This window comes from Mycobacterium sp. MS1601 (genome assembly GCF_001984215.1).
GTDB lineage: Bacteria > Actinomycetota > Actinomycetes > Mycobacteriales > Mycobacteriaceae > Mycobacterium.
Window position 1 is genome coordinate 4,020,082 of the sequence record NZ_CP019420.1, and the last position, 16,591, is coordinate 4,036,672.

Consider the following 16,591-nt stretch of genomic DNA (forward strand, 5'->3'; position numbering starts at 1 on the left):
CAGTTTCATCAAGGAGGTGAGCGATGACGCAGGCAAACGCCGTTGATGCGTTGCTGGCTGAATACGCTGATCTCGAACGTCAGCTGGCCGATCCCGAACTGCATGGTGACGCCGTGAACGCTCGCCGGGTCAGCAAGCGGTTCGCCCAGCTGGCGCCCATCGTGAGCACCCACCGCAAGCTCGATGAGGCGCGTGGTGATCTCGAGGCCGCCCGCGAACTGGCCGCCGAGGACTCTTCGTTCGCCCAGGAGGTCGCCGACCTCGAAGTGCGCGTCGCCGAACTGGACACCCAGCTCACCGACATGCTCGCCCCCGTGACCCGCATGACCCCGACGACATCGTGCTCGAGGTCAAATCCGGTGAGGGCGGCGAGGAATCCGCTCTGTTCGCCGCCGATCTGGCCCGGATGTACATCCGGTATGCCGAACGGCACGGCTGGACGGTCACCCTGCTGGGGGAGACCACCTCGGATCTGGGCGGCTACAAAGACGCCACCCTGTCGATCACTAGCAAGGGCGACTCGCTGGACGGTGTCTGGTCACGGCTGAAGTTCGAAGGTGGCGTACATCGGGTGCAGCGTGTCCCGGTCACCGAATCGCAAGGTCGGGTACACACCTCGGCCGCAGGCGTCCTGGTCTACCCCGAACCCGAAGAGGTGGAGCAGGTGCAGATCGACGAATCCGACCTGCGCATCGACGTCTATCGGTCCTCCGGCAAGGGCGGGCAGGGCGTCAACACCACGGACTCGGCGGTGCGCATCACCCACCTGCCCACCGGCATCGTCGTCACCTGCCAGAACGAGCGCTCGCAGCTGCAGAACAAGGCCCGCGCCATGCAGGTGCTCGCGGCCCGACTGCAGGCGTTGCAGGAGGAGCAGGCCCAGGCCGACGCCTCCGCCGACCGCGCCAGCCAGATCCGCACCGTGGACCGCAGTGAACGCATACGCACCTACAACTTCCCCGAGAACCGGATCGCCGATCACCGGATCAACTTCAAGGCGCACAACCTCGACCAGGTGCTCGACGGTGAGCTGGACCCGCTGTTCGACGCGTTGGCGGCCGCCGACAAACAGGCCAGGCTGCAGCAGGCGTGATGCGCGCGGCCATCGACGCAGCGGAGCAGACCTTGGCCGCGGCCGGAATCGGCTCGGCGGCAGTCGAAGCCGAGCAACTGGCCGCACACGTTCTGGGTATCGAGCGCGGCCGGCTGCGTTTCGCCGCTGAGCCCGGCCCCGACTTCTACACGCGGTACCAGGACCTGGTGGCCGCCCGCGCGCGACGCATCCCGCAGCAGCACCTGACCGGCACCGCCCCCTTCGGCCCGCTGACCCTGCAGGTCGGTCCCGGGGTTTTCATTCCCCGCCCGGAGACCGAGGCGCTCTACGAATGGGCCGCCAATACGCTTGACGCCGAACATTTCTCCGGCAGCTGCTCCATCGTCGACCTGTGTACCGGCTCGGGTGCGCTGGCGGTGGCGCTGGCCACATACCGGCCCACCGCGCAGGTGCTGGCCGTCGACGATTCCCCCGAGGCGCTGGCCTACGCGGCGCGCAACGCCGAAGGTACCGCTGTGCGACTGGTCGAAGCCGACGTCACCACACCGGATCTGCTGCACGAACTGGACGGCACCGTAGACCTGCTGGTCTCCAATCCGCCCTACATCCCTGACGGCGTGGAGCTGGAACCCGAAGTGGCCCAACATGATCCACACCACGCGCTGTTCGGTGGCGTCGACGGTATGACGGTGATCAACGCCATCGCCGGCTTGGCGGGCCGCTGGCTCCGCCCGGCAGGACGGGTGGCCATCGAACACGACGACACGACAGCGGCGGCTACCGTGGACGCACTGGCCGACACCGGGAAGTTCCGCGACATCCAACCGCATCGCGACCTGGCCGGCAGGCCACGGTTCGTCACCGCTGTTCGCTCCGACGAGAGGCACCGATGAGCTCCACCTTCGATTGCTCCGACCCGGCACAGCGGGAAACCGGGATCGCCTCCGCGGTGAGTGCCGCCAAAGGCGGGCGCCTGGTCGTCCTGCCCACCGACACCGTCTACGGCATCGGCGCCGACGCGTTCGACGCCTCGGCCGTGGCCGCGCTGCTGGCCGCCAAGGGGCGTGGCCGCGACATGCCCGTGCCCGTGCTGGTGGGCTCGTGGAACACCATCGACGGGTTGGTCTACACGGTGCCACGCACTGCTCGTGAACTCATCCGCGCGTTCTGGCCGGGCGCGCTGAGCCTGGTGGTGCGACAGGCGCCGTCACTGCACTGGGACCTCGGTGATGCCAACGGCACGGTGATGCTGCGCATGCCGCTGCATCCGGTGGCCATCGACGTGCTGCGCGAAGTCGGCCCGATGGCGGTGTCCAGCGCCAACATCTCGGGGCAGCCACCCGCGCTCACAGTCGACGACGCCCGCAATCAGTTGGCCGACCTCGTGGAGGTGTATCTCGACGGTGGACCGGCCGAACAGGGTGCGGCGTCCACCATCGTCGACCTGACCGGGGCGGCCCCCAAGATCCTGCGCCAAGGACCGGTGTCCGCCGACGCCATCGGCGAGGTGCTCAGCATCAACCCGACCATCCTGATCGACTGACATGCGTCCAGTACGGTTGATCCGGTGTTGAGCGCCGCCCCCGAACTGCTCGCACTGTCCGACCGTGGCGCAGGCGTCCCTCTGCGCGAGTTGGCCCTCGTCGGCCTGACCGCCGCCATCATCACCTACTTCGCCACCGGAGCCGTCCGCAAGTTCGCCACCAGGGTGGGCGCCGTGGCCTACCCGCGCGAACGCGACGTCCACCTGCAGCCGACCCCGCGGATGGGCGGCCTGGCGATGTATCTCGGTGTGGCAGGTGCGGTGTTCCTGGCCTCTCAGCTGCCCGCGCTCACCCGCGGCTTCATCTACTCCACGGGTATGCCCGCGGTGATCGTCGCAGGTGGGCTGATCATGGGCATCGGGCTGATCGACGACCGCTGGGGTCTGGATGCGCTGACCAAGTTCGCCGGCCAGATCACCGCTGCCAGCGTGCTGGTCACCATGGGTGTGGCATGGAGCGTGCTGTACATCCCGATCGGCGGGGTGGGCACCATCGTGCTGGACCAGACCGCGTCGATCCTGCTGACACTGGCGCTCACGGTGTCGATCGTCAACGCGATGAACTTCGTCGACGGCCTCGACGGTCTGGCCGCCGGCCTTGGCCTGATCACGGCGATGGCGATCTGCCTCTTCTCCGTCGGGCTGTTGCGTGATCACGGCGGCGATGTGCTGTTCTACCCGCCCGCGGTGATCTCCGTGGTCCTGGCCGGGGCATGCCTCGGCTTTCTGCCGCACAACTTCCACCGGGCCAAGATCTTCATGGGCGACTCCGGCTCGATGCTCATCGGGCTGATGCTCGCCGCCGCGGCGACCACCGCCGCCGGGCCGATCTCGCAGAACGCCTACGGCGCCAGGGACGTCTTTGCGCTGCTGTCACCGTTCCTACTCGTGGTCGCGGTGGTGTTCGTCCCGGCGCTGGACATGCTGCTGGCGATCGTCCGCCGCACCAGGGCGGGCCGCAGCCCCTTCAGCCCCGACAAGATGCACCTGCACCACCGGTTGCTGCAGATCGGGCACTCGCACCGGCGCGTGGTCCTGCTGATCTACCTGTGGGTGGGCATCGCGGCATTCGGCGCCGCGAGCACCATCTTCTTCGACCCGCGCGACACCGGAGCGGTGATGCTGGGCGCCATCGTCGTCGCCGGGATCATCACGCTGATTCCGTTGCTCAGACGGGGTGAAAGCCGCTCCGGCTGACCGTACGACGATTTGTAGTAGGGGGCCGTTTTCCGGGTCCTACCATGTGGTACGGTTCACGCAGAACCCGAAAAACCTCGCGGGTTGCCGGCCCGGCCCGGTGGCGAGAAAGTCGCCTGGCGCCGAAATACGACCGACAAAAGGGAGCTACCCCTTGGGTGATTCCAGCGCGCCCACCGCCCTCCGATACGCTCAGGCGGGCGAGGCACCTGACCATCGGGGAATCGCTCCCGTGACCGTGGGATTAGAGGTGACAAAGTGACGACACCAGCGCACGAAGCGCCGTTGGTGTTTCCGTCCGTGGCGTTCCGTCCCGTTCGTCTGCTCGTAGTCTGCGTGTTGCTGACCGCACTCGCGACCGCAGCGGCGGCATTCGTGGCAACTGCGTGGTTCGGCGTCTTCTTCGGCGTGGGACTGGGCCTCGGGCTGGTCAATGCGCTGATGGTGCGCCGGGCCGTCGAGGCCATCACGGCCGAGGACCATCCACTCAAGAAGAAGATGGCCGTCAACTCGGCCATGCGCCTGATGATCATCTCGGTGATCGCGTTGGCCATCGCCATCTTCTTCAAGGAACAAGGCGGCATCGCGGTGCTGTTCGGACTCGCGATCTTCCAGGCGCTGCTGGTGATGAGCACCAGCATTCCGGTGCTGAAGAAGATCCGCTCCAACGGCCTGGATGTCGAAGACGCATCCGCATCGGAATCGAAGGGTTGAGCTGACTCGCATGTCTCGAATGACTGAGACCGTCCTGGCTGCCGAAGAGGGCGGCGCAGCCATCCACGTCGGACACCACACCATGGTGTTCGAACTGTTCGGCATGACGTTCAACGGCGACACCATCATGGCCACCGCCATCACCGCCGTCATCATCATCGGACTGGCCTTCTTCCTGAAGTCCAAGGTCACCTCCACCGGTGTGCCCGGAAAGGTGCAGCTGTTCTGGGAAGCCCTGACCATCCAGATGCGCGGGCAGATCGAGAGCTCCGTCGGCATGAAGGTCGCACCCTTTGTGCTGCCGCTGGCCGTCGCGCTGTTCGCGTTCATCCTCATCTCGAACTGGCTGGCAGTCTTCCCGTGGCAGTACGGCGGATCCGACGGCGCGGCAGCCGAGCTGTACAAGCCGCCGGCCTCGGACATCAACTTCGTGCTGGCGCTCGCACTGTTCGTGTTCATCGCCTACCACGCCGCAGGTATCAAGCGGCGCGGCCTCATCGGTCACCCGATCAAGGTCGTCAAGGGCCACGTCGCCTTCCTGGCCCCGATCAACATCGTCGAAGAACTCGCCAAGCCCATCTCGCTGGCACTCCGACTTTTCGGCAACATCTTCGCCGGCGGCATCCTGGTGGCGTTGATCGCGATGTTCCCCTGGTACATCCAGTGGGCCCCCAACGCCATCTGGAAGACGTTCGACCTCTTCGTCGGCTTGATCCAGGCCTTCATCTTCTCGCTGCTGACCATCCTGTACTTCAGCCAGGCGATGGAACTCGACCACGAAGACCACTGATCACTGACCACCGCAACTAGACCGAACGACCACATGAACTCTGGCGGTACTGCCGCCAGTTACCAAGGAGGAAAATAGGAATGGAAATCGATCCCAACGCCATCATCACGGCCGGCGCTCTGATCGGCGGCGGATTGATCCTGGGTGGCGGTGCCATCGGCGCCGGCATCGGCGACGGTATCGCGGGTAACGCGCTGATCTCCGGCATCGCCCGGCAGCCCGAAGCCCAGGGCCGTCTGTTCACGCCGTTCTTCATCACCGTCGGTCTGGTCGAGGCCGCCTACTTCATCAACCTGGCCTTCATGGCGCTGTTCGTCTTCGCCACGCCGGGCCTGCAGTAAACCGACGTAATGAGTGAACTAACCATCCTCGCAGCGGAAGAGGGCGGGGGGTCCAGCAACTTCCTGCTTCCCAACGGCACCTTCTTCGTCGTGCTGCTCATCTTCCTGATCACGCTGGCCGTGATCTGGAAATGGGTGGTGCCGCCGGTCAGCAAGGTGCTCGCCGAACGCGAGGCCATGCTGGCCAAGACGGCCGCGGACAATCGCAAATCGGCTGAGCAGGTCGCAGCGGCCCAGGCCGACTACGACGAGACGATGGCCGGCGCGCGTTCGGAAGCGTCGTCGATCCGCGACGAGGCGCGCACCGCCGGAAGGCAGGTCATCGACTCCAAGCGCGCCGAGGCCAATGGCGTGGTCGCCGATACCGTGCGCCAGGCAGACGAGCAACTGTCCGCACAACGCTCGGCTACGCAGACCGAATTGCAGTCGTCGGTGGACGGGCTCTCGGCCGCGCTGGCCAGCCGCATCCTCGGCGTCGACGTGAAATCAGGTGGGAGCAGCTAGATGTCGACATTCATCGGCCAGCTGATCGGCTTCGGGGTGATTGTGTTCATCATCGTGAAGTGGGTCGTGCCGCCAGTGAAAGGCCTGATGCAAAAGCAGCAGGAGGCCATTCGCACCGCGCTGGCGGAGAGTGCGGAGGCCGCCAAGAAGCTGGCCGACGCCGACGCCATGCACGCCAAGGCCGTCGCGGACGCCAAGGCGGAATCCGCCAAGGTCACCGACGAAGCCCGCGCAGACTCCGAGCGCATCGGAGCCCAGCTGCAAGAGCAGGCCGCCACCGAAGCCGAACGCATCAAGGCACAGGGCGAGCAGCAGATTCATCTGCTGCGCCAGCAGACCATCCGTGGCCTGCGGCACGAACTCGGCGCCGAATCCGTGCAGAAGGCCGAAGACCTGGTGCGGCAGTACGTGTCGGATCCGGCGCAGCAGTCGGCGACGGTGGACCGCTTCCTCGGTGAACTCGAATCAATGGCGCCGTCCACTGCGGTCCTGGAGGCCGGCGCGTCGCTGAACCTGCGTGCGGCCAGTCGTGAAGCACTCGCCGAGGTCGTCAAGAAGTTCGACCAGACCGCGGGGGACTGGACGCCGCCGGGCTCACCACTCTGGCCGACGATCTGGCGTCGGTGGCCAAGCTGCTACTGGGACAACCGATCCTGGGCAAGCACCTGGCCGATCCCACCGACAATCCCGATCCGAAGATCCGCCTCGCCGAGCGTCTGTTCGACGGCAAGATCAGCGCCCCGGCGCTTGATCTGGTCAAGACCGCTGCCTCGCAACGCTGGTCGGCCGCAGGCAACCTGGTCGATGCGCTCGAGCACGTCGCCCGGCTGGCTCTGCTGGCCCGCGCTGACAAGAGCGGTGAAGGCGAGGCCGTCGAAGATCAGTTGTTCCGCTTCGGTCGGGTGCTGGACGCTCAGCCGCGGCTGAGCAGCCTGCTCAGCGATGTCACCACGCCGGCCGAAGGCCGAGTCAGCTTGCTGCGCAAGGTGCTCGAGAGCTCAGGTGGCGTGAACGAGACTGCCGCGGCGTTGCTGGCGCAGACCGTCGAATTGCTGCGCGGCGAGCGTGCCGACGAGGCCGTCGCCGATCTGGCCGAACTGGCTGTGGCTCGCCGCGGCGAGGTGGTTGCCCACGTGACCGCGGCCGCTGAACTCAGCGACCAGCAGCGCACGCGGTTGGCCGAGGTGCTGGGTCGCATCTACAGCCACCCGGTCTCCATCCAGTTGAACGTCGACCCGGCTGTCCTGGGTGGGCTGCTCATCACGGTCGGCGACGAAGTGATCGACGGTTCCATCTCCTCCCGGTTGGCTGCGGCGCGCAGCGGTCTGCCGGACTGACGCACGCCACGCACCCAAGAACATCTTGTTAGAACACGAAGGTAGGAAGACGAAAAGCCATGGCAGAGTTGACAATCTCAGCTGCTGATATCGAAGGCGCTATCGAGGACTACGTCTCCTCCTTCAGCGCCGAGTCCGAGCGTGAAGAAATCGGAACCGTGGTCGACGCCGGTGACGGCATCGCCCACGTCGAGGGTCTGCCCTCGGTCATGACCCAGGAGCTGCTCGAGTTCTCCGGCGGCGTTCTCGGCGTCGCGCTGAACCTCGACGAGCACAGCGTCGGCGCGGTCATCCTCGGCGAGTTCGGTCAGATCGAGGAGGGCCAGCAGGTCAAGCGCACCGGCGAGGTGCTGTCGGTACCGGTCGGTGACGCGTTCCTCGGACGCGTGGTGAACCCGCTGGGTGAGCCGATCGACGGCCAGGGTGACATCGCCACCGACACCCGTCGTGCCCTCGAGCTGCAGGCTCCCTCGGTGGTGCAGCGCCAGGGCGTCGGCGAGCCGCTGCAGACCGGCATCAAGGCCATCGACAGCCAGACCCCGATCGGCCGCGGCCAGCGCCAGCTGATCATCGGTGACCGCAAGACCGGCAAGACCGCCGTCTGCGTCGACACCATCCTGAACCAGCGTGGTGCGTGGGAGACCGGCGATCCGAAGCAGCAGGTGCGCTGCGTGTACGTCGCGATCGGCCAGAAGGGCACCACCATCGCGTCGGTGAAGCGTGCCCTCGAAGACGGTGGCGCCATGGAGTACACCACCATCGTCGCGGCCCCGGCCTCCGATCCCGCCGGCTTCAAGTGGCTGGCTCCCTACGCCGGGTCGGCCATCGGCCAGCACTGGATGTACGAGGGCAAGCACGTCCTCATCGTGTTCGATGACCTGTCGAAGCAGGCTGACGCCTACCGCGCCATCTCGCTGCTGCTGCGCCGCCCGCCGGGCCGCGAAGCCTTCCCCGGTGATGTCTTCTACCTGCACTCCCGTCTGCTGGAGCGTTGCGCGAAGCTGTCCGACGAGCTCGGTGGTGGTTCGATGACCGGGCTGCCGATCATCGAGACCAAGGCCAACGACATCTCGGCGTTCATCCCGACCAACGTCATCTCCATCACCGACGGTCAGTGCTTCCTGGAGTCCGACCTGTTCAACCAGGGTGTGCGGCCGGCCATCAACGTCGGTGTCTCGGTGTCCCGCGTCGGTGGTGCAGCGCAGATCAAGGCCATGAAAGAGGTGGCCGGCTCGCTGCGTCTGGAGCTGTCGCAGTACCGCGAGCTGGAGGCGTTCGCCGCCTTCGCCTCGGACCTGGATGCGGCGTCGAAGGCTCAGCTGGACCGTGGTGCCCGGTTGGTCGAGCTGCTCAAGCAGCCTCAGTACTCACCGCTGCCCGTCGAGGAGCAGGTGGTGTCGATCTTCCTGGGCACCAAGGGTCACCTGGACTCGGTGCCGGTGGAAGACGTCGCTCGTTTCGAGGCCGAGCTGTTGGAGCACGTCAGGGCCAGCCACGACTTCATCCTGTCGGATATTCGTGAGTCGAAGAAGCTCTCCGAGGAGAACGAGGAGAAGCTGAACGACGTCATCAACGAGTTCAAGAAGGGCTTCTCGGCGTCCGACGGCAGCTCGGTGGTGGTCAACGAGGCTGAGGCCGATGCGCTGGATGCCGAAGACCTGGGCCAGGAATCGGTGAAGGTTCGCAAGCCCGCGCCGAAGAAGAAGTAGTCGAGCGAGAAGCACTGGAGAGTCTGGAATCAGATGGCTGCAACACTGCGTGAGCTACGCGGGCGCATCCGCTCCGCCGGGTCTATCAAGAAGATCACCAAGGCCCAGGAGCTGATCGCGACCTCGCGGATCGCCAAGGCGCAGGCGCGAGTCGAGGCGGCTCGCCCCTACGCCGACGAGATCACCAATATGCTCACCAACCTCGCCGGTGCCAGCGCGCTGGATCACCCGCTGTTGGTGGAACGGGACAACCCCAAGCGTGCCGCCGTCCTGGTGGTGTCGTCGGATCGTGGACTCTGCGGTGCTTACAACGCCAACGTGCTGCGTCGGGCCGAAGAACTCTTCGCGCTGTTGCGTGACGAGGGCAAGAGCCCGGTGCTCTACGTCGTAGGCCGGAAAGCATTGGGCTACTACAGCTTCCGTGGTCGCGATGTCATCGAGTCCTGGACCGGCTTCTCGGAGCGGCCTACGTACGACAACGCCAAGGAGATCGCCGACACCCTGGTTGAGGTGTTCATGGCGGGCGCCGACGACGACGATGAGGGCGGCGGTGCCGACGGCATCCTCGGCGTCGACGAACTGCACATCGTGACAACGGAATTCCGGTCGATGCTGTCGCAGACGGCAGAGGCTCGCCGGATCGCCCCGATGGTGGTCGAGTACGTCGGCGAGGAAGAGACCGGACCGCACACGCTGTTCTCGTTCGAGCCCAACGCCGAGGAACTGTTCGGGGCGTTGCTTCCCCGTTACGTGGCCACCCGGGTCTACGCGGCGCTGCTCGAAGCCGCCGCGTCCGAGTCGGCCGCTCGTCGCCGCGCCATGAAGTCCGCGAGCGACAACGCCGACGACCTGATCAAGGCCCTGACGTTGGAAGCCAACCGCGAGCGCCAGGCCCAGATCACCCAGGAAATCAGCGAGATTGTCGGTGGCGCCAACGCGCTGGCCGACGCCAAGTAGAGCCCCGTAGGAAGCGAAGAAGGATATGACTGCTACCGCAGAAAAGACCACCACCGGTCGCGTCGTTCGCATCACCGGTCCCGTCGTTGACGTCGAGTTCCCCCGTGGCTCGGTGCCCGAACTGTTCAACGCCCTGCACGCTGAGATCACCTACGGCGAGCTGGCCAAGACGCTGACCCTCGAGGTCGCCCAGCACCTGGGTGACAACCTGGTGCGCACCATCTCCATGCAGCCCACCGACGGCCTGGTGCGTGGCGTGGAGGTCAAGGACACCGGTGCCTCCATCTCGGTGCCCGTGGGTGACGGGGTCAAGGGACACGTGTTCAACGCCCTTGGTGACTGCCTCGACGATCCCGGCTACGGCAAGGACTTCGAGCACTGGTCCATCCACCGCAAGCCGCCGGCCTTCGCCGACCTGGAGCCTCGCACCGAGATGCTCGAGACAGGTCTCAAGGTCGTCGACCTGCTGACCCCGTACGTGCGCGGTGGCAAGATCGCCCTGTTCGGCGGCGCAGGCGTGGGCAAGACGGTGCTCATCCAGGAGATGATCAACCGCATCGCCCGCAACTTCGGTGGTACCTCGGTGTTCGCCGGCGTCGGTGAGCGCACCCGTGAGGGCAACGACCTCTGGGTCGAGCTCGAGGACGCCAACGTGCTCAAGGACACCGCCTTGGTGTTCGGCCAGATGGACGAGCCGCCGGGCACGCGTATGCGCGTGGCGCTGTCCGCGCTGACCATGGCGGAGTTCTTCCGCGACGAGCAGGGCCAGGACGTGCTGCTGTTCATCGACAACATCTTCCGGTTCACCCAGGCCGGTTCCGAGGTCTCGACCCTGCTGGGTCGTATGCCGTCGGCCGTGGGTTACCAGCCGACGCTGGCCGACGAGATGGGTGAACTGCAGGAGCGCATCACCTCGACCCGTGGTCGTTCCATCACCTCGATGCAGGCTGTGTACGTGCCCGCCGACGACTACACCGATCCGGCGCCTGCCACCACGTTCGCACACCTCGACGCCACCACCGAGCTGTCTCGTACGGTGTTCTCGAAGGGCATCTTCCCGGCGGTGGACCCGCTGGCGTCGTCCTCGACCATCCTGCATCCCAGCGTCGTCGGCGACGATCACTACCGCGTGGCCCAGGAAGTCATTCGAATCCTGCAGCGCTACAAGGACCTTCAGGACATCATCGCCATCCTCGGTATCGACGAGCTGTCGGAAGAGGACAAGGTTCTGGTGTACCGCGCCCGTAAGATCGAGCGCTTCCTGAGCCAGAACATGATGGCGGCCGAGCAGTTCACCGGTCAGCCGGGCTCCACCGTGCCGCTGAAGGAGACCATCGAGGCCTTCGACAAGCTGGCCAAGGGTGAGTTCGACCACCTGCCCGAGCAGGCGTTCTTCCTCATCGGTGGTCTCGACGACCTCGCCAAGAAGGCCGAGAGCCTCGGCGCCAAGCTGTGACCTCCGAACTGACGATCGCCCGAAAGGTGGTGTGTAATGGCTGAACTGGACGTCGATATCGTTGCCGTCGAACGTAATGTCTGGTCGGGTAAGGCGACGTTCCTCTTCACTCGCACCACCGCGGGCGAGATCGGCATCTTGCCTCGGCATATCCCGCTCGTCGCGCAGTTGGTCGACGACGCGGTGGTCAGGGTGGAGCGTGAAGGCCAAGATGACCTGCGCATCGCGGTGGACGGTGGATTCCTGTCGGTCACCGAAGAAGGCGTGATCATTCTCGCCGAGTCGGCGGAGTTCGAGTCCGAGATCGATGTAGACGCCGCGAAGACGGACTCGCAGTCCGATGACCCTGAGGTAGCTGCCAAAGGACGGGCGCGCCTGCGCGCCGTCGGCCAGCTGGATTAGGGGCGGCCGGTGAGCATGTCCATGATTCTCATGGTCGTGCTCGTGGCTGTGCTCCTGCTGCTCGTCGCAGCGCTGACCTACCGGTTGTGGAAACTTCGGCAAGGCGGCACTGCGGCGATTCTGCGTGACATCCCTGCCGTCGGCGGACACGGATGGCGCCACGGCGTCATCCGGTACCGCGGCGGTGAAGCAGTTTTTTATCAGTTGTCGAGTGTGCGCTGGTGGCCGGATCGGCGGCTCAGCAGGCGGGGAGTCGAGATCGTCTCTCGGCGGACTCCCCGCGGAGACGAATTCGACATCATGACCGAGGAGATCGTCGTCCTCGAACTTCGCGACTCGTCGCCGGATCGGCGCCGCGGATATGAGCTGGCCCTCGATCGCGGCGCCTTGACCGCGTTTCTGTCCTGGTTGGAGTCCCGGCCGAATCCGCGTGCGCGTCGCCGGATCGTCTAGCTCCATCGAAAGAGTCCGGGGAGAGAGGGCCGAGCTATGAAGACTCGGCTCGGTCGACGATGCGGCGACGGAGGAGTCCGGGGAGAGGGCCGAGCTATGAAGACTCGGCTCGGTCGACGATGCGGCGACGGAGGAGTCCGGGGAGAGAGGGCCGAGCTATGAAGACTCGGCGCCCTTGCGCGTCCCGCCCGGATGCCACAACACGTCGCCGTCGGGATTGGCTACCCGCGACAGGATGAACAGCAGGTCCGAGAGACGGTTGAGGTACTTCGCCGGCAGCACGCTGATGTTGTCCGAATGCGCATCGATGGCCGTCCACGCGGAGCGTTCGGCACGGCGAGTGACCGTGCGAGCCACGTGCAGCAATGCCGACAGCGGAGTTCCGCCCGGGAGAATGAACGAATCGAGCTTGGGCAACGGCGAGTTGAACTCATCGCACCAGGTCTCCAGCCGATCGATGTATTCCTGGCTGATCCGCAACGGTGGATACTCGGGTTCAGCCACCACTGGTGTGGATAGGTCCGCGCCCGCGTCGAACAAGTCGTTCTGGATCTGGAGCAGAACCGCCGCCACCGCGGGTTCGGGCGCTCCGAGCGCCAGTGCGACACCGATCGCGGAGTTCGCTTCGTCACAGTCGGCGTAGGCGATCAGACGGGGGTCGTTCTTGGTCACTCGCGAGAAGTCGCTCAGACCAGTGGTGCCGTCGTCACCGGTGCGTGTGTAGATGCGAGTCAGGTGTACAGCCATGGAAAAACCGTACGGCAGTCTGTTGCGGGAATCGGCCAATGGGGGCGAGCCTGCTTACACTGACCGGCGTGAGTGAGCGTTTCGTTGTGACCGGTGGGAACCGGTTGGCCGGCGAAGTTGCTGTTGGGGGAGCCAAGAACAGCGTGCTCAAGCTGATGGCGGCAAGTCTGCTGGCTGAAGGCACGACCACCATCACCAACTGCCCGGACATCCTGGACGTTCCACTGATGGCCGAGGTCCTGCGGGGGCTGGGAGCCACCGTCGAACTCGAAGGCGACGTGGTGCGTATCACCTCGCCCGATGAGCCCAAGTACGACGCCGACTTCGCCGCCGTGCGGCAGTTCCGTGCGTCGGTCTGTGTGCTCGGGCCTCTAGTCGGTCGCTGCAAGAAGGCCAAGGTGGCGCTACCTGGCGGCGATGCGATCGGATCGAGGCCGCTGGACATGCACCAGGCCGGCCTGCGTCAGTTGGGTGCGACCTGCAATATCGAGCACGGCTGTGTGGTAGCGCACGCCGACACGCTGCGTGGCGCGGAGATCCAGCTGGAGTTCCCGTCGGTGGGGGCTACCGAGAACATCTTGATGGCGGCGGTGGTCGCCGAAGGTGTGACAACGATCCACAACGCTGCGCGTGAACCCGACGTAGTGGACCTCTGCGTGATGCTCAACCAGATGGGTGCCCAGATCACGGGGGCGGGATCGTCGATCATGACGATCGTCGGCGTACCGAAGCTGTACCCGACCGAACACCGGGTGATCGGCGATCGAATCGTCGCTGCGACCTGGGGGATTGCCGCAGCGATGACGAGGGGCGACATCTCGGTGACCGGCGTCGACCCATCGCATCTGCAATTGGTGCTTCACAAACTGCACGATGTCGGGGCGACCGTCACGCAGAGCGACGATGGCTTCCGCGTCGTCCAGTACGAACGGCCCAAGGCCGTGAACGTGGCGACGCTGCCGTTCCCCGGATTCCCAACCGATCTGCAGCCGATGGCGATCGGGCTTGCCGCGGTTGCCGATGGCACCTCGATGATCACCGAAAACGTCTTCGAGGCCCGATTCCGGTTTGTCGAGGAGATGATCCGGCTCGGCGCCGATGCCCGCACCGATGGACATCACGCCGTCGTGCGGGGGATACCGCAGCTGTCGAGTGCGCCTGTGTGGTCCTCGGATATCCGCGCCGGTGCCGGCTTGGTGCTCGCCGGCCTGGTCGCCGACGGTGACACCGAAGTTCACGACGTTTACCACATCGATCGTGGGTACCCGCTGTTCGTCGAGAATCTGAAAAGCCTGGGAGCAGAGATCGAGCGGGTGACCTAGCTCGAACTGCGGGTTGTAGGGGCGAAAAGCCTCTGACCAGCGGATTTGACTTCGCAACCACGCAAGTCCTAATCTTTTGACGTCGCCGCGGAGACGCGAGACAGAAAAGCTTGACTCGCTCGACCAGATAGTTTAAGCTGGCAGGGTTGCCCTGAAACGGGACAAGCGGATCGAAAATGCAGGTCTGTTGTTTGAGAACTCAATAGTGTGTTTGGTGGTTTTTGTTTGTTGACCGCATCTGTGGGGGGACTCCCCGTCTTCCTGCTTGTGGGTGTGGTTGTTTTTTTGATGCCAGTTTTTGGTGTCTTTTGTTTGTGATCGGATTTTTCTGATTCGAATTCTGCCTGGCTTTGGCTGGGGGTTTTTGTTTGGAGAGTTTGATCCTGGCTCAGGACGAACGCTGGCGGCGTGCTTAACACATGCAAGTCGAACGGAAAGGCCCTTCGGGGTGCTCGAGTGGCGAACGGGTGAGTAACACGTGGGTGATCTGCCCTGCACTTTGGGATAAGCCTGGGAAACTGGGTCTAATACCGAATATGATCATTGGCTTCATGGCTGGTGGTGGAAAGCTTTTGCGGTGTGGGATGGGCCCGCGGCCTATCAGCTTGTTGGTGGGGTAATGGCCTACCAAGGCGACGACGGGTAGCCGGCCTGAGAGGGTGACCGGCCACACTGGGACTGAGATACGGCCCAGACTCCTACGGGAGGCAGCAGTGGGGAATATTGCACAATGGGCGCAAGCCTGATGCAGCGACGCCGCGTGAGGGATGACGGCCTTCGGGTTGTAAACCTCTTTCAGCAGGGACGAAGCGCAAGTGACGGTACCTGCAGAAGAAGGACCGGCCAACTACGTGCCAGCAGCCGCGGTAATACGTAGGGTCCGAGCGTTGTCCGGAATTACTGGGCGTAAAGAGCTCGTAGGTGGTTTGTCGCGTTGTTCGTGAAAACTCACAGCTTAACTGTGGGCGTGCGGGCGATACGGGCAGACTAGAGTACTGCAGGGGAGACTGGAATTCCTGGTGTAGCGGTGGAATGCGCAGATATCAGGAGGAACACCGGTGGCGAAGGCGGGTCTCTGGGCAGTAACTGACGCTGAGGAGCGAAAGCGTGGGGAGCGAACAGGATTAGATACCCTGGTAGTCCACGCCGTAAACGGTGGGTACTAGGTGTGGGTTTCCTTCCTTGGGATCCGTGCCGTAGCTAACGCATTAAGTACCCCGCCTGGGGAGTACGGCCGCAAGGCTAAAACTCAAAGGAATTGACGGGGGCCCGCACAAGCGGCGGAGCATGTGGATTAATTCGATGCAACGCGAAGAACCTTACCTGGGTTTGACATGCACAGGACGCGTCTAGAGATAGGCGTTCCCTTGTGGCCTGTGTGCAGGTGGTGCATGGCTGTCGTCAGCTCGTGTCGTGAGATGTTGGGTTAAGTCCCGCAACGAGCGCAACCCTTGTCTCATGTTGCCAGCACGTTATGGTGGGGACTCGTGAGAGACTGCCGGGGTCAACTCGGAGGAAGGTGGGGATGACGTCAAGTCATCATGCCCCTTATGTCCAGGGCTTCACACATGCTACAATGGCCGGTACAAAGGGCTGCGATGCCGTGAGGTGGAGCGAATCCTTTCAAAGCCGGTCTCAGTTCGGATCGGGGTCTGCAACTCGACCCCGTGAAGTCGGAGTCGCTAGTAATCGCAGATCAGCAACGCTGCGGTGAATACGTTCCCGGGCCTTGTACACACCGCCCGTCACGTCATGAAAGTCGGTAACACCCGAAGCCGGTGGCCTAACCCCTTGTGGGAGGGAGCCGTCGAAGGTGGGATCGGCGATTGGGACGAAGTCGTAACAAGGTAGCCGTACCGGAAGGTGCGGCTGGATCACCTCCTTTCTAAGGAGCACCACGTAGTTTCGGGTCGGCCCGCATCGTGCGGATCACCGATGTCCCGGACGGAAACGTTGGTTGGCCGGTGCCTGTAGTGGGTGTCGGTCTGGTGCATAAAGTTGTAGAGCAAACTCAAAAACCTTGTCCTGGTTGGTCTTTCGAGGCTGGTTGGGGTTGCAGGGGGTC

Annotated in this window: 14 protein-coding genes, 1 rRNA gene and 2 pseudogenes; 16 read left to right on the top strand and 1 reads right to left on the bottom strand. The window is 64.4% G+C overall.

Annotated elements, in window-relative coordinates; all coding sequences use genetic code 11:
- Positions 1-23 precede the first annotated feature (23 nt).
- The 14 genes and pseudogenes from prfA to BVC93_RS19630 all read left to right on the top strand — a co-directional run bounded on the left by prfA (position 24) and on the right by BVC93_RS19630 (position 12,457).
- Positions 24-1,093: pseudogene (gene prfA, locus BVC93_RS19565) on the top strand (peptide chain release factor 1).
- Positions 1,093-1,947, top strand: a complete 855-nt coding sequence (gene prmC, locus BVC93_RS19570) for a peptide chain release factor N(5)-glutamine methyltransferase (RefSeq protein WP_083738924.1) — start codon at positions 1,093-1,095, stop codon at positions 1,945-1,947. Before prfA ends, prmC begins: the two are co-directional and overlap by 1 nt.
- Entirely contained in the window at positions 1,944-2,597 is a 654-nt protein-coding gene (locus BVC93_RS19575) for an L-threonylcarbamoyladenylate synthase (RefSeq protein ID WP_083738925.1), read from the top strand. The genes prmC and BVC93_RS19575 overlap by 4 nt, the downstream gene beginning before the upstream one ends.
- A gap of 24 nt (positions 2,598-2,621) precedes the next feature.
- Positions 2,622-3,794: a glycosyltransferase family 4 protein gene (locus tag BVC93_RS19580; protein ID WP_083738926.1), complete on the top strand. Its 1,173-nt coding sequence runs from the start codon at positions 2,622-2,624 to the stop codon at positions 3,792-3,794.
- A 258-nt stretch (positions 3,795-4,052) separates the two neighbouring features.
- Positions 4,053-4,508: a hypothetical protein gene (locus BVC93_RS19585; RefSeq protein ID WP_083738927.1), complete on the top strand. Its 456-nt coding sequence runs from the start codon at positions 4,053-4,055 to the stop codon at positions 4,506-4,508.
- A gap of 19 nt (positions 4,509-4,527) precedes the next feature.
- Positions 4,528-5,298 (top strand): F0F1 ATP synthase subunit A, encoded by a 771-nt coding sequence (gene atpB / locus BVC93_RS19590; RefSeq protein WP_192860042.1) that lies wholly within the window; start codon positions 4,528-4,530, stop codon positions 5,296-5,298.
- 86 nt (positions 5,299-5,384) lie between these two features.
- Positions 5,385-5,639 (top strand): F0F1 ATP synthase subunit C, encoded by a 255-nt coding sequence (locus BVC93_RS19595; RefSeq protein ID WP_192860403.1) that lies wholly within the window; start codon positions 5,385-5,387, stop codon positions 5,637-5,639.
- 9 nt (positions 5,640-5,648) lie between these two features.
- Complete coding sequence (locus BVC93_RS19600; protein WP_083738929.1) at positions 5,649-6,143, top strand: F0F1 ATP synthase subunit B; 495 nt, start codon at positions 5,649-5,651, stop codon at positions 6,141-6,143.
- Positions 6,144-7,480, top strand: a pseudogene (locus tag BVC93_RS19605) (F0F1 ATP synthase subunit B/delta).
- A 59-nt stretch (positions 7,481-7,539) separates the two neighbouring features.
- Entirely contained in the window at positions 7,540-9,189 is a 1,650-nt protein-coding gene (atpA, locus tag BVC93_RS19610) for a F0F1 ATP synthase subunit alpha (RefSeq protein ID WP_083738930.1), read from the top strand.
- 33 nt (positions 9,190-9,222) lie between these two features.
- Positions 9,223-10,146: a F0F1 ATP synthase subunit gamma gene (locus BVC93_RS19615; protein ID WP_083738931.1), complete on the top strand. Its 924-nt coding sequence runs from the start codon at positions 9,223-9,225 to the stop codon at positions 10,144-10,146.
- 25 nt (positions 10,147-10,171) lie between these two features.
- Positions 10,172-11,602, top strand: coding sequence for a F0F1 ATP synthase subunit beta (atpD, locus tag BVC93_RS19620; protein ID WP_083738932.1), 1,431 nt, complete (start codon positions 10,172-10,174; stop codon positions 11,600-11,602).
- 36 nt (positions 11,603-11,638) lie between these two features.
- Positions 11,639-12,004 (top strand): F0F1 ATP synthase subunit epsilon, encoded by a 366-nt coding sequence (locus tag BVC93_RS19625; protein ID WP_083738933.1) that lies wholly within the window; start codon positions 11,639-11,641, stop codon positions 12,002-12,004.
- A 9-nt stretch (positions 12,005-12,013) separates the two neighbouring features.
- Positions 12,014-12,457 (top strand): DUF2550 domain-containing protein, encoded by a 444-nt coding sequence (locus BVC93_RS19630; RefSeq protein ID WP_083738934.1) that lies wholly within the window; start codon positions 12,014-12,016, stop codon positions 12,455-12,457.
- A gap of 156 nt (positions 12,458-12,613) precedes the next feature.
- Here the strand turns inward: BVC93_RS19630 and BVC93_RS19635 are convergent, their stop codons facing one another.
- Complete coding sequence (locus BVC93_RS19635; protein ID WP_083738935.1) at positions 12,614-13,204, bottom strand: cob(I)yrinic acid a,c-diamide adenosyltransferase; 591 nt, start codon at positions 13,202-13,204, stop codon at positions 12,614-12,616.
- 68 nt (positions 13,205-13,272) lie between these two features.
- Here BVC93_RS19635 and murA point away from each other — a divergent pair, with 68 nt between their 5' ends.
- Both murA and BVC93_RS19645 read left to right on the top strand, forming a co-directional pair.
- Positions 13,273-14,526: a UDP-N-acetylglucosamine 1-carboxyvinyltransferase gene (murA, locus tag BVC93_RS19640; RefSeq protein WP_083738936.1), complete on the top strand. Its 1,254-nt coding sequence runs from the start codon at positions 13,273-13,275 to the stop codon at positions 14,524-14,526.
- 365 nt (positions 14,527-14,891) lie between these two features.
- A 16S ribosomal RNA gene (locus BVC93_RS19645) occupies positions 14,892-16,411 on the top strand.
- The last annotated feature ends 180 nt before the right edge of the window (positions 16,412-16,591 follow it).